General features: G+C 64.5%; 25 protein-coding genes. 14 read left to right on the plus strand and 11 right to left on the minus strand.

The window, feature by feature from the left end:
- Nucleotides 1–15 precede the first annotated feature (15 nt).
- Both ABIB00_RS04780 and ABIB00_RS04785 read left to right on the plus strand, forming a co-directional pair.
- The gene (locus ABIB00_RS04780) at nt 16–480 is read left to right on the plus strand and encodes a MarR family winged helix-turn-helix transcriptional regulator (protein ID WP_354103574.1); all 465 of its coding nucleotides are present in this window, start codon (nt 16–18) and stop codon (nt 478–480) included.
- A 121-nt stretch (nt 481–601) separates the two neighbouring features.
- Nucleotides 602–1,033, plus strand: a complete 432-nt coding sequence (locus tag ABIB00_RS04785) for a COG4315 family predicted lipoprotein (RefSeq protein ID WP_354103575.1) — start codon at nt 602–604, stop codon at nt 1,031–1,033.
- A gap of 7 nt (nt 1,034–1,040) precedes the next feature.
- Here ABIB00_RS04785 and ABIB00_RS04790 read toward each other — a convergent pair whose 3' ends face one another.
- A complete protein-coding gene (locus ABIB00_RS04790; protein WP_354103851.1) occupies nt 1,041–1,658 on the minus strand; it encodes a L,D-transpeptidase in 618 nt (205 codons plus the stop codon).
- A 318-nt stretch (nt 1,659–1,976) separates the two neighbouring features.
- On the opposite strand from ABIB00_RS04790, the gene ABIB00_RS04795 reads away from it, so the two are divergent.
- From ABIB00_RS04795 to ABIB00_RS04810, 4 genes are all read left to right on the plus strand, one after another.
- A complete protein-coding gene (locus ABIB00_RS04795) occupies nt 1,977–3,002 on the plus strand; it encodes a hypothetical protein (protein WP_354103576.1) in 1,026 nt (341 codons plus the stop codon).
- A gap of 377 nt (nt 3,003–3,379) precedes the next feature.
- Complete coding sequence (locus tag ABIB00_RS04800; RefSeq protein WP_211396093.1) at nt 3,380–3,610, plus strand: DUF6894 family protein; 231 nt, start codon at nt 3,380–3,382, stop codon at nt 3,608–3,610.
- A gap of 86 nt (nt 3,611–3,696) precedes the next feature.
- Nucleotides 3,697–4,086 carry a hypothetical protein gene (locus ABIB00_RS04805; RefSeq protein WP_247346714.1) on the plus strand — a complete coding sequence of 130 codons (390 nt, stop codon included), beginning with the start codon at nt 3,697–3,699 and terminating at the stop codon, nt 4,084–4,086.
- Between the two features lie 110 nt (nt 4,087–4,196).
- Nucleotides 4,197–4,442: a hypothetical protein gene (locus ABIB00_RS04810; RefSeq protein WP_247346711.1), complete on the plus strand. Its 246-nt coding sequence runs from the start codon at nt 4,197–4,199 to the stop codon at nt 4,440–4,442.
- A 13-nt stretch (nt 4,443–4,455) separates the two neighbouring features.
- Here the strand turns inward: ABIB00_RS04810 and ABIB00_RS04815 are convergent, their stop codons facing one another.
- From ABIB00_RS04815 to ABIB00_RS04835, 5 genes are all read right to left on the minus strand, one after another.
- Nucleotides 4,456–4,641 carry a hypothetical protein gene (locus ABIB00_RS04815; protein WP_247346709.1) on the minus strand — a complete coding sequence of 62 codons (186 nt, stop codon included), beginning with the start codon at nt 4,639–4,641 and terminating at the stop codon, nt 4,456–4,458.
- 200 nt (nt 4,642–4,841) lie between these two features.
- A complete protein-coding gene (gene minE / locus ABIB00_RS04820; protein WP_247346707.1) occupies nt 4,842–5,123 on the minus strand; it encodes a cell division topological specificity factor MinE in 282 nt (93 codons plus the stop codon).
- On the minus strand, nt 5,120–5,935 hold the full coding sequence (gene minD / locus ABIB00_RS04825; RefSeq protein ID WP_354103577.1) for a septum site-determining protein MinD: 816 nt from the start codon (nt 5,933–5,935) through the stop codon (nt 5,120–5,122). Before minD ends, minE begins: the two co-directional genes overlap by 4 nt.
- 21 nt (nt 5,936–5,956) lie before the next feature.
- On the minus strand, nt 5,957–6,655 hold the full coding sequence (gene minC, locus ABIB00_RS04830) for a septum site-determining protein MinC (protein WP_247440496.1): 699 nt from the start codon (nt 6,653–6,655) through the stop codon (nt 5,957–5,959).
- Between the two features lie 297 nt (nt 6,656–6,952).
- Nucleotides 6,953–7,969, minus strand: coding sequence for an ABC transporter substrate-binding protein (locus ABIB00_RS04835; RefSeq protein WP_354103578.1), 1,017 nt, complete (start codon nt 7,967–7,969; stop codon nt 6,953–6,955).
- A gap of 101 nt (nt 7,970–8,070) precedes the next feature.
- Here ABIB00_RS04835 and ABIB00_RS04840 point away from each other — a divergent pair, with 101 nt between their 5' ends.
- The 6 genes from ABIB00_RS04840 to ABIB00_RS04865 all read left to right on the plus strand — a co-directional run bounded on the left by ABIB00_RS04840 (nt 8,071) and on the right by ABIB00_RS04865 (nt 13,298).
- A complete protein-coding gene (locus tag ABIB00_RS04840; protein ID WP_247346687.1) occupies nt 8,071–8,718 on the plus strand; it encodes a TetR/AcrR family transcriptional regulator in 648 nt (215 codons plus the stop codon).
- Between the two features lie 84 nt (nt 8,719–8,802).
- Complete coding sequence (locus ABIB00_RS04845; protein WP_247346677.1) at nt 8,803–9,573, plus strand: ABC transporter permease; 771 nt, start codon at nt 8,803–8,805, stop codon at nt 9,571–9,573.
- A gap of 47 nt (nt 9,574–9,620) precedes the next feature.
- On the plus strand, nt 9,621–10,658 hold the full coding sequence (locus ABIB00_RS04850; protein WP_354103579.1) for an NAD-dependent epimerase/dehydratase family protein: 1,038 nt from the start codon (nt 9,621–9,623) through the stop codon (nt 10,656–10,658).
- Complete coding sequence (locus tag ABIB00_RS04855) at nt 10,645–11,466, plus strand: GNAT family N-acetyltransferase (protein ID WP_354103580.1); 822 nt, start codon at nt 10,645–10,647, stop codon at nt 11,464–11,466. Before ABIB00_RS04850 ends, ABIB00_RS04855 begins: the two co-directional genes overlap by 14 nt.
- Nucleotides 11,467–11,472: 6 nt before the next feature.
- A complete protein-coding gene (locus tag ABIB00_RS04860) occupies nt 11,473–12,528 on the plus strand; it encodes a dihydrodipicolinate synthase family protein (RefSeq protein WP_354103581.1) in 1,056 nt (351 codons plus the stop codon).
- A complete protein-coding gene (locus ABIB00_RS04865) occupies nt 12,516–13,298 on the plus strand; it encodes an ABC transporter ATP-binding protein (protein ID WP_354103582.1) in 783 nt (260 codons plus the stop codon). The genes ABIB00_RS04860 and ABIB00_RS04865 overlap by 13 nt, the downstream gene beginning before the upstream one ends.
- 73 nt (nt 13,299–13,371) lie before the next feature.
- Here ABIB00_RS04865 and ABIB00_RS04870 read toward each other — a convergent pair whose 3' ends face one another.
- The 3 genes from ABIB00_RS04870 to ABIB00_RS04880 form a co-directional block, all read right to left on the minus strand.
- Entirely contained in the window at nt 13,372–14,463 is a 1,092-nt protein-coding gene (locus tag ABIB00_RS04870; protein ID WP_354103583.1) for a TRAP transporter substrate-binding protein, read from the minus strand.
- Nucleotides 14,464–14,609: 146 nt separating this feature from the next.
- On the minus strand, nt 14,610–14,867 hold the full coding sequence (locus ABIB00_RS04875) for a hypothetical protein (protein ID WP_247346656.1): 258 nt from the start codon (nt 14,865–14,867) through the stop codon (nt 14,610–14,612).
- Nucleotides 14,868–14,931: 64 nt separating this feature from the next.
- Nucleotides 14,932–15,885, minus strand: a complete 954-nt coding sequence (locus ABIB00_RS04880) for a DUF2778 domain-containing protein (protein WP_354103852.1) — start codon at nt 15,883–15,885, stop codon at nt 14,932–14,934.
- 158 nt (nt 15,886–16,043) lie between these two features.
- Here ABIB00_RS04880 and ABIB00_RS04885 point away from each other — a divergent pair, with 158 nt between their 5' ends.
- Together ABIB00_RS04885 and ABIB00_RS04890 are read left to right on the plus strand one after the other, a co-directional pair.
- On the plus strand, nt 16,044–16,511 hold the full coding sequence (locus ABIB00_RS04885; protein ID WP_354103853.1) for a DUF1810 domain-containing protein: 468 nt from the start codon (nt 16,044–16,046) through the stop codon (nt 16,509–16,511).
- Between the two features lie 89 nt (nt 16,512–16,600).
- Nucleotides 16,601–18,682: a methyl-accepting chemotaxis protein gene (locus tag ABIB00_RS04890; RefSeq protein WP_354103584.1), complete on the plus strand. Its 2,082-nt coding sequence runs from the start codon at nt 16,601–16,603 to the stop codon at nt 18,680–18,682.
- Nucleotides 18,683–18,688: 6 nt separating this feature from the next.
- Here the strand turns inward: ABIB00_RS04890 and ABIB00_RS04895 are convergent, their stop codons facing one another.
- Nucleotides 18,689–19,279, minus strand: coding sequence for an NADPH-dependent FMN reductase (locus tag ABIB00_RS04895; RefSeq protein WP_247440483.1), 591 nt, complete (start codon nt 19,277–19,279; stop codon nt 18,689–18,691).
- 45 nt (nt 19,280–19,324) lie between these two features.
- Nucleotides 19,325–20,272, minus strand: a complete 948-nt coding sequence (locus ABIB00_RS04900; protein ID WP_354048802.1) for an AraC family transcriptional regulator — start codon at nt 20,270–20,272, stop codon at nt 19,325–19,327.
- Between the last annotated feature and the right edge of the window lie 253 nt (nt 20,273–20,525).

Below are 20,525 nucleotides of genomic sequence, written 5' to 3' on the forward strand. Positions count from 1 at the left end.
CCAACGGAGAATCCGGTGAAATACAATAGCGACATGCCCGGACATCTGGCGCGCCGGTTCCAGCAGATCGCGGTGGCGGTGTTTCTGGCCGAGGTCGGGGATGCCGGCTTCGACCTCACGCCGGTGCAATACGCAGCGCTCGCGACCATCAAGGCCAATCCGGGGCTCGACCAGGTGACGCTGGCGGGCCTGATCGCCTACGACCGCACCACCATCACCGGCGTGATCGACCGCCTCGTGCTGAAGGGGCTCGCGGAGCGCCGGGCCTCGAGCCGCGACCGCCGTGCCCGCGAGCTCGAGATCACCGATGAAGGCCGCCGCACGCTGCGCAAGATCACGCCGGCCGTCGAATCCGCGCAACGCATCATGCTGCGCGGGCTCAGCGCGAAGGAAGGTGAGGAGCTGATGCGGCTGTTGCACAAGGTCATCGCCGCCGGCAACAAGCTCAGCCGCGCCCCGTTGCGCGAGGTGCAGGCCTAGGCCCCGTATTTTTGCCCGTATTTGTCGCACACCCGCGAAACCTGGAACTAACGTTCGGCTGCTACTGTCGGCACCGTTCTGCGCTTAAGGCGCGATTAACTTTGCCGTTCGGGAGTTTTGGATGTCCAGGTTCATCATTGTCGCGGCGGCCGTCGCGCTCTCGACCGCCCCTGCACTCGCAAACGGCCATGGCGGCGGTGACCCTGCCCCGCCGAAGGTCGAGGCCGCGATCGCGCCAGCCAAAGTCGTCCTGACCAAAAAGGGTCCCAAGCTCGTCGATCTCAAGGGAATGACGCTCTATTATTACGAACGCGACACCACCGGGAAGACGTCGAACTGCAACAGCAAGTGCATCGAGAGCTGGATCCCGCTAGCCGCAACGGCCGACGCCAGGGCCGTTGGCGACTTCACCGTGATCAATCGCGACGACGGCAGCAAGATGTGGGCCTACCGCTATCGCCCGCTCTACACCTCGCCCGCCGACAAGGCGCCGGGCGATACCAACGGCAATGCCACGACGCTGCAATGGCGCGTTGCCCAGCCCGCGGAGTAGGGCGACCTCACCCGCGCCAGCTGGGCCTCGCCTCGACTTGCGCGCTCTGTCCGGGCGGTAACACCACGACCGTTGAATTGAGCTTCACCCGGTCATAGAGATCGATCACGTCCTCGTTGCGCATCCGGATGCATCCGGACGAGATCGCCTGCCCGATATATTCCGGCTGGTTGGTGCCGTGGATGCGGTAGAGCGTGTCCTTGTTGCCGGCATAGAGATAGATGCCCCGTGCGCCCAGCGGATTGGCGGGACCGCCGGTGACGCGCGCTGGATAGGGTCCGAGCCGCGCCTGGATGTCCGCTGTCGGAACCCAGTCCGGCCATTCCGCCAACCGGCCGACCCGCGCCACGCCGGAGAACGCCATGGCTTCCTCGCCGACCGCGACGCCATAACGCATCGCCTTGCCGTCGGGCAGCACGAAATAGAGGTAGCGCGCATTGGTATCGACCAGGATCGTGCCTGGCTGCTCCTTGCGTGGATAATCGACGATATGCCGGAGATATTGCTCGGGCACGTTCGCCTGCGCGTAAGGCGCATGCGCCAGCAACTGCCGGTCGCGCGGCGTCATGCTCGCATCCGTTGATGGCGAAAGTGTCGTCTGCATGCAGCCGCCCAGCGGAAACATGGCAACGACGAATAGAACGAATAAAGATTTTGGCACCGCCGGCCCCGATAGCGATAGCAGCACCCCCAGCGATACCAGATGCTGCCCAAATCGTGCTGAAAACAAGGCAATGCGGAACACGTGCGCGTGTTTGACCGAGCGGGTTCCATCACCACAAACGGTGGAAGAGCGTCGCACAGTCTCCATCCCCTCGCCTTGCTTTGGTCAAATCCGGCTGGACTCGTGCGCATCGTGCTTGGCTCGTCAGATTTGGATGGGCTCACCTCAACGGATCGGCTCGCGCCAATGCGAACGACGAAGGCATCAAAAGGAGCTGCGATGCTCGCGACGCTGAACTCTCGGCAAATCGTCGATGAGATCGTGAAGGATACGGTCACGAACAATGACCCGCACGACGCCGTGCAGATTTCGCCCGAGATGGTGCTGGCCTCTCGCGCCATCGGCGTTGCGCCCGCGTTCGCGCCTGAGATCACGACCCGTCCGGAGCCCAAAATAGATCCGGCGTTCACGCCAAAGTCCAAAGTTGGTCCGGAGCCGAGGTTCAGTCCTGTCGCGGAGCCGCAGGCGGCGGTGCCTTCGGTCGACACCGCCGTGCGCATCGCGGCCGGTGATGGTCGCGGCCGGCAGAAGCGATCCTCCGCCGGCAAATGGCTGCGCGGCGCGTTCGTCACGTTGCTGTTCGCGGGCGGCAGCGCGGCCGCCACTGTCGCCTGGGAGAATCATGGCGACACCGCAAGACAGTTGTTGGCCGAATGGACGCCGGCATTGGCGTCGCTGCTGCCTTCGACGTCGCAGACGGCACCGGTCGCCGCCGCGCAGGCCGCGCCACCTGCGGAGCAGGCCGCAACGGAGCAGGCCGCAACGGATCAAGCCGCAGCGGATCAAGCGACCGATCAATCCGTGGCGCCGCCTCCAACTCAGGTTGCAGCAGCCGTGCCCACGGCAACACAGTCCGATCCTGTGCAATCGGTGCAATCGATGACGCGCGATCTCGCCGCGATGGCGCAGCAGATCGAGCAGCTCAAGGTCAACATCGCCGAGTTGAAGGCCGGACAGGAGCAGATGGCGCGCGAGATGGCGAAGCCGCCCGCGCCAAAGCCGATGGCCGATGCAAAGCCGCCCGTCGATCCGCGCGCGCGCGTGTCCGCGCGGCCTCCGGCGCCGCCGGTTCGCAAGCCGAAGCCGGCCGTGTCGCAGACTTACATGCCGGCTTATTCGCCTGCGCCGCTCGCACCGCCGCCTTCGCAGGCGGCCGCGGTCCCACCGCCAGCTGCGCCCATAACGACGCAAGCCGTTGCCGACGACGATGGACCTGTCGTGCGTCCGCCAATGCCGTTGCGCTGAACGATCGTCACGCGACGATGCAGGGTTGCGACTAAGGACGCTGTCCGAGTCGATATGATGCGTTGAGTCCGGGCAACTACGGGAAGCGACGCTTCGCGCGTTTTGCATCAAGAGAAAAGGCCGTCGGGATCTATGCCGGCGGCCTTCTCTTGCAGCTGCCGGTTCCCGGAGCCCGGTTCTGCTGCAATTCCATGCCTCATGATCGCGCCGACATATTTAATAAAATCTTAACGCACTTGAATGTTGCACATCATTTCTGCGCCATAAGCACAGAGATTGCGCGCGCTGTTCATTCGATAAACATCGACTCAGTGGTACCATCGGTCACGTGTTGAAACGTCCACCCGAAGCTCAATTCGTCATACCGGGGAATTCGAATGCCTTACTATTCCTTCGATCTCGTGGTTGGTGAAGAGTTCAAGAACCAGGGCGGAATCATCCTCGAAGACATCGAAGGTGCTTCCGACCGCGCCGACCAACTGGCCACCGAACTTTCGCAGGTGAAGCCGGAGTTGCAACGCAAGGGTTGCGCTGTGCGCGTCACCGACCGCGATCACAACGAGGTCTACCGCACACCGCTCGATCCCGTGCCGGCCTGGCAACGCTAGCTCGCCGGCCGGCCTCGCGGCCGCGCGCTATTGCGGAGCGGCGCTCCAGCCGCTAGCCTTCCCAAAAATGCGGGGAGGTACCAAGGATGCGCACTGGTTTTCTGATGACGGCCCTGTTGCTGCTGGCGGCGCCGGCCCAAGCGGCCGACCATCCACGTTCGACCTATGTCACGTTGGTCTTGCAGGCCTTCGCCGCCAAGGTCGAATGTCCGGGCACGGATGTCGTCTACCAGGATCTGGTGCAGAAGGCGGAGCAGATGCAGCTGCCCGACGGCACCACCGAGAAGGTGCGCAAGGCGATCGCCTGGATGCACACCGGTGGCAAGATGGGCGAGAAGCAGGACGACGATTTGATGGCCGAGGTCGCGGTGGCCACCCAGGCGACCGATCTCAACCAGCGCCGCCTTGGCATGCCCAGCTGGTGCGAAGCCCAAAAGACCAACCTCGCCGGCCTGATCCGCAGCAAGGGCGGCTAGCAAGGCGGTTCCTCACCACGTTAAGCACGCGAAGGCGCGGTCGCGGCTAATAATTGTCACAATTCTTGCCAGCATGCAGGACCCCTTCGACCTCGAACAGGAGACCCCTCATGCGGAACATGCATGTCGCTTTCGCCGGAGCGTTTGTCCTCGCTACGGTGCTGACTGCGCCGGTGCTGGCGAAGAACTCCGACGCCCAGAAGGGCGAGGACAAGTCCGCGTCCCCATCCTGCAGCGCCTATCAGCAGGCGCCAGACGGCTCGTGGGAACCGCTGCCCTGCAAGGAGACAGGCGAGCGCAGCCAGCCGCAGACCCAGAATCGCACGCCGCAGGGCGCCGACCGCGGGGAGCGTTGAGCGCGCGGGAGTGTCAGCTCTGGTGCGGACCGCGCATGATCTTCATCGCGTCGGCGATGTGACGCCACTCTTTGGCGTCATCGGCCTCGCCGCGGCCCTCGCAAGCCTGGGCCTGCTCGGCGGCCTTCGCAATCGCCGCGAAACCATGCTGTTCCAGCATCTGGCGCGCGACGGTATGGACCTGGACCTCGGTCATCATGGGCGCTCTCCCGTTTGACGAAACCGCGGTGCATCGCTCCTGCTGTTCCGCGGGTCATTGACAACGATTTCGCCGCAAGTCCCGTTCCGCCAGGTGCCGATCACATCGGCCGGACTAACACAAATGACAAAGGCGGCCCGCTATGCCCAGCGGACCGCCCTATCACCCACCCCAAACTTGAAGGGCCTTCGGCCGCGTCCCTATGCGACCGCGACCCGCTTGCGCTCAAAGTCGTTGGGCACTTCGATATCGACCTCCAGGGTCGACACCTCGTCGCCGCGATCGAGCCGGACGATGACCTTGGTCGGATCCAGCGTGACGTGCCTGGAGACGACGGCGAGAATTTCCTCACGCAGCACACCGAGCAGATCGGGCTGGCCGCGCAGTCCGCGCTCATGGGCAAGCAGGATCTGCAGCCGTTCGCGAGCGACGGGTGCCGAAGCCTTTTTGCCGCGGAGAAGCCGAAGCAGACCCATGCTCATGCAGCCCTCCGTCGCAGCAGACGATCCATGAAGCCCTTGCGCTCGGTCGGCACCTGCATCGGCACGGTGTCGCCGCACAGTCGCCGCGCCGCGTCGATATAGGCCCGCGCGGGTGCGCCGTCCGCGTTCGACAACGTCACCGGTGTGCCAACGTTGGAGGCCTTCAACACGTCCTGGCTCTCGGGGATGATGCCGAGCAAGGGCGTTGCCAGAATTTCGAGGATGTCCTCGATGGTCAGCATCTCTCCGCGCGCGGCGCGCGAGGGATCGTAGCGCGTGATGAGGATGTGCTTCTCGACGCGCTCGCCCTTCTCGGCCCGTACCGTCTTGGAATCGAGCATACCGATGATGCGGTCGGAATCGCGCACCGAGGAGACTTCCGGATTGGTGACGATCACGGCCTCGTCGGCAAAGCGCATCGCCATGGAGGCGCCGCGCTCGATGCCGGCCGGGCTGTCGCAGATCACCCAGTCGAAGCGGCCGCGCAGATCGTCGATGACCTTGCCCACGCCCTCCTCCGTCAGCGCGTCCTTGTCGCGGGTTTGCGAGGCCGGCAGCAGCCAGAGGTTTTCGAGCCGCTTGTCGCGGATCAGCGCCTGCGGCAGCTTGGCCACGCCCTGCACCACGTTGATGAGGTCAAACACGACCCGGCGCTCGGCGCCCATCACAAGGTCGAGGTTGCGCAAGCCGACGTCGAAATCGACAACGACGACCTTTTCGCCGCGTTGCGCCAGCGCAGCCCCCAGCGCGGCGGTCGTCGTCGTCTTGCCGACGCCCCCCTTGCCTGATGTCACGACCAGTACTTTACTCATCTGAAATATCTCCTTTGCTGGTCAGTTCAGTGCCGTAATTCGCATTGTGTTGCCCTGCAGCCAGGCCTGGGCCGGCTTGCCGCGCAGGGCGGCGTCGATATCGTCGGCGGTCTGATAAAACCCATCGATTGCAAGCAGTTCGGCCTCGATCTTCTGGCAGTAGATGCGCGCGCTGGTGTGACCGTTCACGCCCGCCATGGCGCGGCCGCGCAGCGCGCCGTAGATATGGATGGAGCCGCCGGCGACGACTTCGGCGCCGGAGCCGACCGAGCCCAGAATGGTGACGTCGCCTTCGGGGAAGATCACGGTCTGGCCGGAGCGCACGGGGGTCTCCAGCAGCAGCGAGGTCGGCTTGGTCTCGACCTTGGTCTCAGGCTTCTTGGGCGCGCTCGGCTCGACCACGCAGCTCCGCCCGCCCGACAGCAGCGGCGGCATCGTCGGCGTCAACCGCGCCTCCTCCACACCCTCGATGCCGAGCACGCGGATGTTGCGGTCCTGGAGGCTGGTGAGCAGATGGCCGATGCCGGATTGGCTGAGATCGACCGAGGACAGATCGATCACCACGGGCCTACCGGCAAAAAAGCCCGGCGAGCGCGCGATGGTGGTGTCGATTTCCTGCAGCCAGTCCTGGATCGGAACCGTCGGCACGAACACGAAGGCCACATAGGAGCGCCCGCGCAGGCGCACCATTTGGCGTTGAGGTTTTACTGCAGCCTCCATATCGGCCGACTCGTTCCCAGTTATTGAATGGTTAACGATGCGGCCGATATGGTTAATGGCTGGTTAATTTCTCCGTGGGGTTACGTGGAGGCGGCCGGTAATCGCGCCTCGTGTCCCGGACGCGCTGCAACGCGCAAGCGTTGCTGCGCAGAGCCGGGACCCAGACCATACGGCCTGCTCCCGGCGAGTGGGCCCCGGCTCTGCAGCGCACCGCCGAAGAGGCGCTGCGCTGCGTCCGGGGCACGAGATCAGAATGCGGCACGCGTCCTTCGCAATGACGGGACGCCTTCCGCCCCCCTACTTCTTCACCTTGCTCGCATCCATCTTGATGGCGGGATCCAGCATCTTGGTCGTAAACGCCGTGGTCACGTCGAACGGCTTCTCCATGCCGAGATAGGTTTGGACCAGCTCGTAGTCCTTCTTCATCCGCTCGCCGTCGATCCAGCCGAGCGACTTCGTCGTCGTGAATTCGTCCGTCATCAAGAACTTGATGCGCTCCCACTGGCGCTCCTGGTTCTCCTTGTCGAGACCAGAGACCTGCTCGAGCAGCGCCTTCAGGCAGGGTGCGGCGTCGGCGACGCAAGTCGCAAAGGCCTTTTGCGTGACGCGCACGAAATCCTCGACCAGCTTCGGGTTCTTCTGCAGATAGGCGCCGTTGACGATCAAGGAATTGCCGTACGGATTGAGCCCGATGTCCTTCCAGTTGACGTAGCCGAGATCGGGCCCGAACTCGATCACCTTCAAATCGTGCTCGTTGTAGAAGTCGCTGATGATATCGACGGTGTGGCTCTTGAGCGCCGCGATCTTCGCAGTCGGCCCGATATTGACGAAGCTGACGGAATCGGGTGCGAGCCCTGCGGCCTTCGCAAAGGCCGGCCACATCACCCGCGAAGCATCACCGGGCGGGTTGCCGATCTTGTGGCCGGCAAAATCCTTCACCCCGTTCACGCCGTAGCTCTTCAGCCAATAGAAAGTCTGGCCGGTGTTGGCGTAGACGCTCATCACGGCAACAGTGTCGGCACCCTTGCTCTTGGCTACCAGCATGGTGGCGAGATCGGCGACGCCGAAGGGCGAGCCGCCGGAGCCGACCTTGGCGGCGGAGACGCCGGAGCCCTTGCCGACCTCGATGGTCAGGTCGATGCCCGCCTTCTCGTACCAGCCTTGCGCCTTGGCGTAATAATAGGGCGAGTGATCGGCGGTCGGTGTCCAGTTCAGGATCAGATTGACCGCCTCGCCCGCGGTCGCCGGCACCACCGGTGAGCCGAGCATCAGGGCCAAAGCCAGGGCCGAGCCCGCCGCCTGCAAACGCTTCATCGCATCTCTCCTCATTGCCCGCGACCCGGCTTGTCGCTCTCCCCCCGTGAGGATACCAATGCAACAAGCCCGCCCTCCACTTGTCAACTGTTTGGTTGGAAATGCCCGCAAAACGTTCAGGCGACACCGTGCCGCAGCGGCGCGACCCCGTCGCCACACGCAAGAAGCTGCTCACCGCGGCGCGCGAGGAGTTCGCCCGGCACGGCTTTGCCGGCGCCCGCGTCGACGAGATCGCCGAGCGCGCCGGCGTCAACAAGCAGCTCGTCTACCACTACTTCGGCGACAAGGATTCGCTCTATCTTGCTGTGCTCGAATGGGTTTACGCCGATATCCGCGAGCAGGAGCGCCAGCTCAATCTCGAGGGCTTGCCGCCGGAAAAGGCGATCCGCAAACTGATCGAGGCCTCGTTCGATTACCTCGCGGCAAACCCCGATTTCATCGTGCTTCTGAACGACGAGAACCGCGGCGGCGCCCGCCATGTCCGCGGCTCGACGCGGCTGGAGGCGATGCATTCGCCGCTGGTGAAGAGCGTGTCCCACATCCTTCACGAGGGCGTCCGCGCCGGAATGTTCCGCAAGGGGATCGACCCGATCCAGCTCTATATCTCCATTGCGGGCCTCGGCTATTTCTATCTCTCGAATACGCCGACGCTGTCGGCGATCTTCGGCAAGGACCTGTCGAGCCGGGCCGCGCGCCGCGCCCGCCGCCGGCACGTCGCCGATCTCGTGCTGCATTCGCTTCGGCCGTAATCAACCAACTGGTTGAAACTCTCCTCAAGGCCGGTTAGGCTTGCGACCAGCGGCAAGGCGGCCGCTGGCAACAGGGAGCAACCGGTGGCAGGAGACGGCGCCCGCAATACGCGCAGCTTTGCGATCGTCCTGATCGTGCATCTCGCCGTGCTCGTGCTCTGGCAGGTCATGGTGGATGCCTTCCACGTGCCGAAATTCATCCTGCCCTCACCGCTGGCGACAATCCAGACGCTTGGCACCGCTACCTACGCCTGGGGCGCCAATACGCTGGTGACGGCGATCGAGATCCTCGGCGGCTTTGCGCTCGGCGCATTCGTCGGCGTCGCGCTGGCCGTCATATTCAGCTGGGCGCCGCTGCTCAGCCTCGTGCTGCTGCCGCTGTTCGTGACGCTGAACATGATTCCGAAAGTGGCGCTCGGCCCGCTCCTCATCGTCTGGTTCTCCTACGGCATCGTGCCGAACATCTTGATCGCCTTCAGCATCTGCTTCTTTCCGATCCTGCTCACCACCGCGCGGGGCTTGCGCGAGGTCGAACCTGATCTGCTCGATCTCGTCAAATCGCTGCGCGGCTCGCGCTGGACGCTGTTCCGCAAGATCCAGCTGCCGGGATCGCTGCCCTACATATTCTCCGGCATGAAGGTCGGGGCCATCCTCGCGGTCGCCGGCGCCATCGTCGGCGAGTTCATCGCCTCCGAGCGCGGGCTCGGCTACCTCATGATCCAGGTGCAGTCGTCGCTCGACACGCCCGCGATGGTGATGGCCGTCGTGCTGCTGACGCTGCTCGGCGTCGCTCTCTATGGCTTGGTTCTCGTCCTCGAACGCATGTTCGTGGTCGGCGACGCAAGACAAACCTGAAAACACAAACCTGAAAACGGCAGACTTAAAGACCAAGGACCAGATCCATGCTCCTCACCCGCCAGAACCTGCCGAAGACCATCCCCGATATCGCCGCGCTCGACGATCTCCTGTGCCGCCCAACGCAGGCATTGATCGACGACCTCGCCAAGGTCAGGGGCGACATCATGATCCTCGGCGTGGCCGGCAAGATGGGACCGACCTTGGCGGGGCTCGCAAAAGCCGCGGTGCCCGATCGCCGTGTCATCGGCGTCGCCCGCTTCAGCGACGCAAGCGTCAAGGACTGGCTGCACGCGCGCGGCGTCGAGACGATCAATTGCGATTTGATGGACGAGACCGCAATTCAGGCGCTGCCGAAGGCGCCCAACATCGTCTTCATGGCCGGCCGCAAATTCGGCGCGGAGGGTGATCTGTCGCTGACCTGGGCGATGAATGCGCACGTGCCGGCGCTGGTCGCCCAGGCCTTCCCGTCGTCGCGGATCGTGGCGTTCTCGACCGGCTGCATCTATCCCTTCGTTCCCGTGGACGGCAAAGGCGCGACCGAGGACATGCCACCGAACCCGCCCGGCGAATACGCCCAGTCCTGCGTCGGCCGCGAACGCATGTTCGAATATTTTTCGCGCAAATTCGGAACGCCCGGACGGCTGTTCCGCCTCAATTATGCGATCGACATGCGCTATGGCGTACTGCACGACATCGCCGTGAAAGTGCTCACGGGCACGCCAATCGACGTCAGCATCAGTCATGTCAATTTCATCTGGCAGGGCGATGCCTCGTCGCAGGCGCTGCGCTGCCTCTCGCATTGCACGGCGCCGACCTCGCCGATCAATGTCAGCGGCCACGAGATTTTGGCGGTGCGCGATCTCGCGCAAAAATTCGGAGCAAGGTTCGGCCGTGCCCCGGTGCTGACAGGCAAGGAAGAGCAAACGGCGTGGCTGACCGACACGTCCAAGGCGGTCGAGCTGTTCGGCCTGCCCGTCGTCGACACCGAGCAGTTGATCACCTGGACGGCGGACTGGGTGTCCCGCGCCATGCCGAGCCTCGGCAAGCCCACCAAATACGAGGTGCGCGATGGACGCTATTGACGGCCTGCCCGTCATCAAACTCGGCGTCAAAGACGCCGCCGCGGGCCTGCTCCTCTCGACGGAAGCACACTGGAACCAGACCGAGGAGGACTGGCGCGTCTTCCTGCGCGAAGGGGTCGTATTCGGCATCCGCGACGGCGCGCGACTGGTCGCTACGGCGGCTTTACTCCCCTACCCCGGCAACAACACCTGGATCAGTATGGTGCTGGTGTCGGCAACGCACCGCCGCCGTGGCCTCGCAACGCGCCTGGTCAATGCCTGCCTAGAGACGGCGCGCAAAAACGGCCTGACGAGCTGGCTCGATGCGACGCCCGATGGCGTCGCCGTCTATGGACCGCTCGGGTTCACGCCGACGCTGCAATTGCGCCGCCTGAAGCTGGTGAAATCAGGTCACGCGACCGCGCAGGCACCTTCATCCGCGACGCTGGACGCGCTTCGTGCCCGGGACCTGCGGGCTACCGGTTTTGATCGCACCGCCCTGCTCTCTGCCTTTGCGCGGCGCCTCGGCTCACGCATCGTCTCTGCGAACGGCGCCATCGCGCTGGTTCGCGACGGACGCATCGCGCACCATATCGGCCCGTTGTTTGCCGACGACGCCGCAGCGGCGCTTACCTTGGTCGATGCGATCGCGCAATCGGAGAGCGGACCGCTGCTGCTCGACGCCGTCGCGGCACAAGCCGCATTCCCTGAAGGATTGACCGCATCGGGCTGGACCATCGAGCGGCCGTTCCAGCGCATGCGGTTCGGCCCCGCCACTGCCGCGGGGGAAGACATGCCATTCGCCGTCGCCGGCCCTGAATTCGGATAGGACATCATGCACCACAGCCAGATCAACAGCGAGATCCGCAGGCTGATCGCCGACGGCACCGTGCTGCCGGCGCATCCGCTCGCGCTCACCGCCGAACGCCAGCTCGACCAAAAGCATCAGCGCGCGCTGACGCGCTATTACATCGACGCCGGCTCCGGCGGCCTTGCGGTCGGCGTGCACACCACGCAGTTCGCGATCCGCGATGTCGGCCTCTACCGTCCCGTGCTCGAGCTCGCTGCCGAGACTGCGGCGAACTGGACCAAACGTCCGCTGGCGATGGTCGCAGGCCTCGCCGGCCCGACCCGGCAGGCCGTCACAGAAGCCCGCACCGCGCGCGACATCGGCTATCACGCAGGCCTCCTCAGTCTCGCCGCGATGAAGAGCGCCTCCGAGGACGAGATCATCGCGCATTGCACGGCGGTGGCGACCGAAATTCCGCTGGTGGGCTTCTATCTCCAGCCGGCCGTCGGCGGCGTGATCCTGTCGAGCCGGTTCTGGCAGCGCTTTGCCTCGATCGACAATGTCATTGCGATCAAGATCGCGCCGTTCAACCGCTATCGGACACTCGACGTGCTGCGCGGCGTCGCCGCGGCCGGCGCGCTCGACCGCGTCGCGATCTACACCGGCAATGACGATCACATCCTGCTCGACCTGATGCTGCCGTTCGACCTGCGCGACAACGGTGTCACCACGCGGACCTACTTCAAGGGCGGCCTGCTCGGCCATTGGTCGGTGTGGACGGCGACCGCGATCAAGCAATTCGAGCGCTGCAAGGCGGCACGGCACAAGGACAGCGTCCAGGCCGATTTGCTCGCGCTCGATGCCCGCGTCACCGATTGCAACAGCGCCTTCTTCGACGTCGCCAATAATTTTCACGGCTGCATCGCCGGCTGCCACGAGGTGCTGCGGCGACAGGGCCTGATGCAGGGCCTGTGGTGCCTCGATCCGAACGAGGGTCTCAGCCCCGGCCAGAAAGACGAGATCGATCGCGTGTACCGCGAGCACGCCGACCTCAGCGACGACGCGTTCGTGGGCGCCAACCTGGACAAATGGCTGGCATGACCGAAGAGCCCTTCATCAGCCTGCGCGGTGTCCGGAAGATTTACCGCAGCCGCGGCGCCGAATTCCTGGCGGTTTCCGACGTCACCATGGACGTGCAGGAAGGTGAGCTCGTCTCGCTGGTCGGCCCGTCCGGCTGCGGCAAGACCACGGTGATGAAGATTCTGGCCGGGCTACACGGCGCCGACGGCGGCACAGTAAAGATCGGCAATGCCAAAAGCCGGTTCGATCCGACCCGCGACGTCGGCATGGTGTTTCAGCAGGCACTGCTGCTGAAATGGCGGACGATCCTGGACAACGTGCTGCTGCCGGCGGAAATCGTGGGCCTGCCGATCAAGGCCGCGCGCGAGCGGGCGCGCGATCTGCTCGATCTGGTCGGGCTCGCGGGCTACGAGGAGAAATATCCGCGAGAGCTATCCGGCGGCATGCAGCAGCGCACCGCAATCGCGCGCGCCTTCATTCACGACCCAAAACTGATCCTGATGGACGAGCCGTTCGGCGCGCTGGACGCGTTGACGCGTGAGCAGATGAATCTGGAGATGCTGCGGATCTGGCGCGAGAGCGGCAAAACCATCATTTTCGTCACGCACTCGATCCAGGAAGCAGTGTTCCTGTCCTCGCACTGCGCCGTGCTGACAGCGGGCCCAGCGAAGATGGCCGATTATTTCCCGATCGACCTGCCCTTCCCGCGCGACCTTCCGCTCAAGACGACCGACGCCTTCGGCGCCTATGCAAGGCGGGTCTATGAGAAGCTGGGCCTCGGCGCGGCGTGAGGCGCTGCGCGATTAATCCGTAGCCCGGGCTACGAGAGCTGGGCGCGGCGTAAGCACCGCGCCCCTCCTGCGATCAGGTCTTGTTGCGCATCTTGCCGAGCAGATAATTGTCGTAATAGTTTTCCGCGATCTGCGTGTAGAACAGCAGCTCCTTCATATACGCGTCGTGGCTCTCCTTGGTGCGCTTGAACAGGTCGCTCTTGGCGGCGAGCTCGTTCAGATGCTCCTGGGTCGCGGTGTAGCAGGCCTCCATCACCGGCTGCGGAAACGCCTTCAGCTCCGCACCATTAGCGATCAGCCGCTTCAGCGCCGCCGGATTCACGCTGTCGTATTTCTCGAGCATCCAGGCGCCCGCAGCTGACGCCGCCTGGTTGACGATCGCCTGATACTGCTTCGGCAGCGAAGCCCACTTCTCGTCGTTGATGATCATGTGCAGCATGGCGCCCCCTTCCCACCAGCCGGGGAAGTAGTAGTATTTCGCGACCTTCTGGAAACCGAGCTTTTCGTCGTCATAGGGACCGACGAATTCGACCGCGTCGATCGTGCCCTTCTCCAGCGCCGGATAGATGTCGCCGCCCGCGATCTGCTGCGGGACCACGCCGAGCCGCGCCAGCACGTGGCCGCCCATGCCGGCGATACGGAATTTGAGACCCTTGAGATCGTCGACGGTCTTGATCTCCTTGCGGAACCAGCCGCCCATCTGCGTGCCGGAATTGCCGCAGAGGATGGCGTGCGCCTTGAACGGTTTCAGCGCCTCGTTGGTGAGCTCGGCGCCGCCGCCGAACGCCCACCAGGATTCCTGGTGGCGATGGTTCATGCCGAACGGCGCGCCGGTCGCATAAGCCAGCGCCGGCTCCTTGCCGATGTAGAAATAGAGCGGGGTCTGTGCCATCTCCACGGACGCGACGCTGACGGCATCGAGCGCCTGGAGGCCGGGGACGAGTTCGCCGGCCGCAAAAGTCTGGATCTGGAATTTGTTGTCGGTGGCTTCGGCGACGTATTTCGCAAAGGTCTGCGCCGTGCCGTAGATGGTGTCGAGCGACTTCGGGAAGCTCGAGGTCAGGCGCCATTTGATCTCGGGCGCGCTTTGCGCAATTGCAGGTGCGGCAACCAGCGTCGTCGCACCGGCGACGGCGCCGCTCTTGAGGAATGTACGGCGTTTCATGATGGGTCTCTCCCTGAAGTATGTTTGAATGTACCGGCCTGGAGCAACGACCTTCGCGGGCCCTTGCCTGTTCCTATAGCGGAGTTCAAGTTGTGAGCGGTAGCCCGGATGGAGCGTAACGCAATCCAGGCTACGCAGTGTTGCTCTCAGAGCAGCTTCGCGCTCACGAACAGCGCGCGCACGGCGTTGGTCGCCTGCACTACGAGCATGGCGTTGTCGGCGGCGCCTTCGAGCGCCGCGACCGCGTCTTCATGCAGCGAGCGAAATTCCATCCACTCGACCGATTTGAAGTTGGTGAGGAATTGATAGGCCTGGCCGACGGTCGCAATCGCCAGCGTGTCGCCGTTCAGCTTGATCTTGAACGTCGTGCGCAGCGGGGTCTCGGAATTTTGGGGATCACTCATGGGCTGCTTCTGGACGATGACGGCTTAATGAAGGGAAAACGGCAGCCCCGCCGTTGCAGGCCAATCAGGAGTCGGTGCTCGCGCGCTGCGAGGCGGTCGCCGATCCGTTCAGGCGCGGCACCACGATCAGGCGGTTGAACTCGCCGTTGTCGTAGGCCTTCATGAATCGATCATAGTCCTTGATCGAAACGCAGCCGTTGGAGTCGCCCCGCGGCCCGAGCATGAAATTGTGGGTGAGAAGACCGACGCGGCCGAGCGCGCTGGTGCCCTCCGCGGGGGTCAAGCGCAGCGCACGGACGCCGTGGAACAGCTTCTCGCGCGGCTTCAGGTCGTAGGTCGCGGGCGGGGTCGCGCCGACCATGCGCTGGTCGACATGCTGTGGGTCGTCCATCAGCGCGCCCATGCCCGAATGCGCCTCCAGCGCGATGCCGCTCGGCAGGTAGAGCGCCTTGGCCGAGATGTCATAGACCGCGGTCCGCGAATCGTAGCCGAGGGCGGCGAGATCCGGCGCCTTGCCGAACAGGCCGCTGTCCGGCGTCAGCGAGGCCAGCTTGATCTTGTCGGTGAATTTTTCGAAGAAGTTGCGGTTGTCGATCCTGGGATTGGCATCCGCAAAGGCCTGACTGGAGGCGATCTGGGCGGAGAAGTCCGCCTGGGCCGGGCGCGAGCGCGGCATCGGGACGCCACCATCGGCCCGCTGCGAAGGCCTTGTCTCGTCGACCACGTGCCTGTCGTCATCGGTCAGGGTCGCGCGCCAATCGTCGCCCTGAAGTTTCTGGGCGAGCATCGCCTTTGCGTCGCGCAATTTGAGCTGGACCGCATTCAAGGCGGAGCGCTCCAGCGTCCGCAGGCCGAGCTCGCGGGCGGGCGGACTGCCAGATGTGGAAGCGAAACGATCATCGAACGAAGGGGCATTGGCCGGCGGCAGTGCGGCGGTGGCCAGCGAGGCCGAATCGCCGATATCCGCGACCCAGGCGGCAGCGCCCAGCGCCAGCGCGACGGCGGCCAAAGACAGCAGTATCGTCTCGGCTCGCCCAATACGGCGGCGCGACAATAGCCCCTCGGCTTGTGCGCGGTCGGAAACCATCAGATCCCCAAAATCGACCCCCGGGGGGACCCACCCCCACCCGGAGATTCTATACCAGCTACCACATTGGGAGCCAAAAGTTAGGCATAATCGCGGCCGCCAAGGCTCCCCCAGGGTATCCAACGACCGATCCTTTCGATCTAACGCGCTTCGTCCGGGCCCAGGACCCGGTTTTTCGCGACGTCCAGGAGGAGCTGACCCGGGGCCGAAAGCAGAGCCACTGGATGTGGTTCGTCTTCCCGCAGGTCGCCGGCCTCGGCTTCAGCGCCATGTCGCAGCGCTACGCCATCGCCTCCCGCGCCAAGGCCTACCTCACCCATCCCGTCCTCGGTCCGCGTCTGATCGAATGCACGAGGCTCGTGCTCGCCGTCGAGGGGCGGACCATCGACGCCATCTTCGGTGCGCCCGACGACGCCAAATTCCGCTCGTCGATGACGCTGTTCGGCGCGGTGTCCGACGAACCTGTTTTCGATCAGGCGCTCGCCCGTTATTTTTCGGGCGAGCGCGACGGCGCCACGCTGGAGATCCTCGCCGCCCTTGACCGAAAGGCCAGGTGACCGCGGCCACGAGCGTAAACCCGGGATTAACATCGCCTGCCTATTGTTCGTGCAAAATAATTCCCCCGCGCCAATTGCCGGATAGAATCATGAAAATCGGTACGCTCCTGACCACCGCCATCGTCTCGCTCTCGACCGTGGGCGGCGGCCTCGCCGTCTACGTCGCCGTGACGAAGTACCAGACAATCGAGCGGATCACCGAAGCCCAGGGCCGGCTCGCGATCGTCCGCGCCGTCAGCGACATCCCGCGCTATCTCAATCCCGAACGCGGCTTCTCCACCAACATCCTCTACGGCCCTGCCACGGTCGACCCGGCGCAACTCGCTGAGCAAGGCAAGCTGCGCAAGCAGACCGACGGCGCCCGCGACAGGATGAACGCGCTGCGCAAGGAGCTGCCCGGCCCGTTCGACGACGGCACCGCCCTCGGCGGCAATATCGACGGCATCAACGCGAAGTTCACCGCCCTGCGCGAGGCCATCGACAAGGCGATCGCCGGGCCGGCGGAGGCGCGCAAGGACGCCGCCAAGAAGGTCGTCGCCGACAACGCCGTGCTCAACGGCAGCGTGACCGCACTGCTCAACGAGCAGGTGCGCCGTATGGCGATCCTCAATGGCGATGCCTACCGCCAGTCCAACAACGCCAACATCGCCATGACGCTGCGCGACATCGGCGGTCTCAATGCCAGCGTTCACAAGAACCTCGTCGGCGGCAAGAAGGTCGCCACCGACGCCGAGAAGGCCGACGTTGCCCGCATGCAGGGCCGCAGCGACCAGATCGTGATGTCGCTGATGGAATTGCGTGGCAATCCCGCGACCCCGGCCAATGTCGACGGCGCGCTCGAAACCATGAATTCGCGCTACGTCGAGGAGTTCGGCCGCGAGCTCAAGCTAGTCAAGGACGGCGCCGTCAGCGGCAAATACGAGCACGACGTCGAGACCTATTACGCGGCGTCACAAAAGGGGCTCGGCTCCATCATCGGCGTTCGCGATGCCTTTTACGACAACGCGGAGCAGATCCTCGCCGGCGCGTCTTCAGCCGCGCGCACCAGCTTCACGGTCGCTCTCATCGGCCTTCTCGCCGTGCTGATCGCCAGCGCCGGCCTTATCGTCATGGTCCGCCGCCGCGTCTGCGCCCCGATCGTCAACCTGACGACACGGATGGCGCGGCTTGCCGACGGCGATGTTGCGGAAGATATCCCCGGCGCCGAGCGCTCCGATGAAATCGGCGCGATGGCCGCCGCCGTTCAAGTGTTCAAGGACAACATGATCCGGGCCGACCGGCTCGCGGCGGAGAAGCAGACCGAGAACGACGGCAAGATGCGCCGCGCACAGGCGCTCGACGGGCTCACTCGTGCGTTCGAAACCAAGGTCACCGAGCTTGTCGGCGGCCTGTCCCGCGCTTCATCCACCATGGAGAGCACGGCGCAGTCGATGACCACGACGGCGGCCCAGACCAACAGCCAGGCCGCGGTCGTCGCCGCCGCCTCCGAGCAGACCTCGACCAACGTGCAGACCGTCGCCAGCGCCACCGAAGAGCTGACCTCCTCGATCGCGGAGATCGGCCGTCAGGTCGCACAAAGCACCGAGATCGCGGCCCGCGCCGTCGACAACGCCCGCCGCACCGGCGACACCGCGCGCTCGCTGGCCGAGGGCGCGCAGAAGATCGGCGACGTCGTCACGCTGATCCAGAGCATCGCCGAGCAGACCAATCTGCTGGCGCTGAACGCCACCATCGAGGCCGCACGCGCCGGCGACGCCGGCCGCGGCTTTGCGGTGGTTGCGTCCGAGGTGAAGTCGCTGGCGGGCCAGACCGCCAAGGCCACCACCGAAATCTCCGAGCAGATTTCGGCGATCCAGGCCGCGAGCGACGAGACCGTGACCGCGATCCGCAACGTCGCCGACGTGATCGGCGAGATCGACCAGATCGGCACCGCGATTGCGGCCGCGATCGAGCAACAGGGCTCGGCGACCAAGGAGATTTCACGCAGCGTCCAGGAGGCCGCGCGCGGCACCCAGGAGGTCAACACCAACATATCAGGCGTGCAGCGCGCCGCCGACGACACCGGCACGGCCGCGAGGGAGGTGCTGGGCGCGGCCGAGCAGCTGTCGACGCAGTCACGCGATCTCGCCGGACAGTTCGACCGCTTCCTCGGCGAGGTCAGGGCCGCGTAAGGCCGTTCAATACGGCGGCGCCTTGCGCGCCCGCTGCGCCTTCGCGGCCTCGATCCACCATGCGAGATCGTCGGCGAAGCGCGGGAACGAGCGTTCCAGCGCCTTGCCGCCCTCGCCGATCGGTTCGCCCGCCTCCGACAGCGTCTGCGCGATCGGGCCGACGCCGATGGTGCTCGATACCACCACCATGCCCATTTCCGAGAGCGTGCCGTGCCATGCGGTCGAGGCGCGCGCACCCGACAGCCGGCCAGCGGAATAGCTGACGATCGCGGCCGGACGCCAGAACCACTCTTCGAGGAAATGGTCTGTGAGGTTCTTCAACCCCGGCTGAATTCCCCAATTGTATTCGCCGGTGACGAAGACAAAACCGTCTGCGCCGCGGATCTCTCCGGCCAGCTTCTCCAGCGCCTCGGGTGCTGCGCCCTTGGCATATTCCTTGTACATGCGATCGAGCATCGGCAGGCCGATCGCCTTGGCGTCGATCAACACGACGTCGTCGCCGCGGCCGCGCAGGCGATCGATGACGAAATTCGCAAGGCGGATGCCCATGCGGTCGGAACGGTAGGAACCGTACAGGACGAGGATGCGATTACTCATGGCCGCAGTCTAGCACGAAGGCACAGCTCCAATCCATTGATCCCGCTATCGGCCTCGGCCGCGCTCCAGCGTTAGCGATGGCGTCTCGCCGAACTGATCGCGATAGCTTCTGGAGAAGTCGCTGAGATGCCAGAAGCCGAACGCCAGGGCCACGGCCTTGACGCTGTCGGCGCCAACGAGCAGCCGCTGGCGCACCAGCCACAGCCGGCGCAGGCGCAAATAGCGATGCAGGCTCATGCCGCGATAACGGCGGACGACGTCGTGCATGGTGCGCACCGGCAGGTTAAGCTTGCGCGCGATCTCCTCGCTGTAGATCGGCTGCGAGAGGTCGTCGGACAGAAGCGCGCGAATGTTCCGGAAGATCTTGAAATTCCGCTCGTCGTTGGGACGCAGGGTCCATCGTGCGGGGACAACGCTGTCGAACGCGTCATCGACGGCTCCAAGCAGCGATTCCTTCATGGCTGCGCCCTTCAGCGGCACCTCCGCTGCACCGACGGGTTCCGACGCGGCAGCCAGCACCTCCCGAACCACGCTGCGCAGCCGGTTCAGGCCCACGACTGGCGTTTCAAAAATCTTGAAGCTCGAGGCTGCGTGGGGCCAGCCGCGATCCATCACCTCCGGCCTGAACACCACCGAGGCAATTTGCCGCTGCACCTCCTCGATGGTGGTGTAAGCGGCGCCGCCGCTGCCGATGACGATAACCGGCCGGGCGCGCTGCGAGCCATTGAAGCGGATGGGCACGTTGAGGTCGTCCATCGTGAACCCGATCGCGGTGCAGTTCTCGACCAGCTGTGCGTCAACGATGCGGGGAAACGCGCGCGTCAAATTCACGTCGCAGCCGGGCAGCGACAGAATCGTCTGCTCGGCCGAAATCCTCCGTACGAAGGGCGTGAACTCGAAATTCAGGCCGCGTATGGCATTCCGAAATTCATCGACGTCGGAAAAACGAAATATCTTTGGCGCCAACCTGGGCGCGTCATCAACACTGTTCATGGCAATACGAAACGTCGCGTCGCAACAGACGCGCGCCCGGCGACGATGCCGGTTCGAGCTTCCCCCTTTCGGCGTCCCGTGGGACCGAAAGAATCATCTTAATCCATCTCGATCAATTGGCGAGGGTCCCGTTGAAAGGACAAGTCGCCGGATCAAGCCTCGCCGAATTTCGATATCGTTTCCTGCAGTATCGGCGGTGCACCAATACCCCGGGCGCTCAAGGTCTAAATTTCAAATTAACGCCTGTGGGGCA

This window comes from Bradyrhizobium sp. LB14.3 (assembly GCF_040547985.1).
Taxonomy (GTDB): domain Bacteria; phylum Pseudomonadota; class Alphaproteobacteria; order Rhizobiales; family Xanthobacteraceae; genus Bradyrhizobium.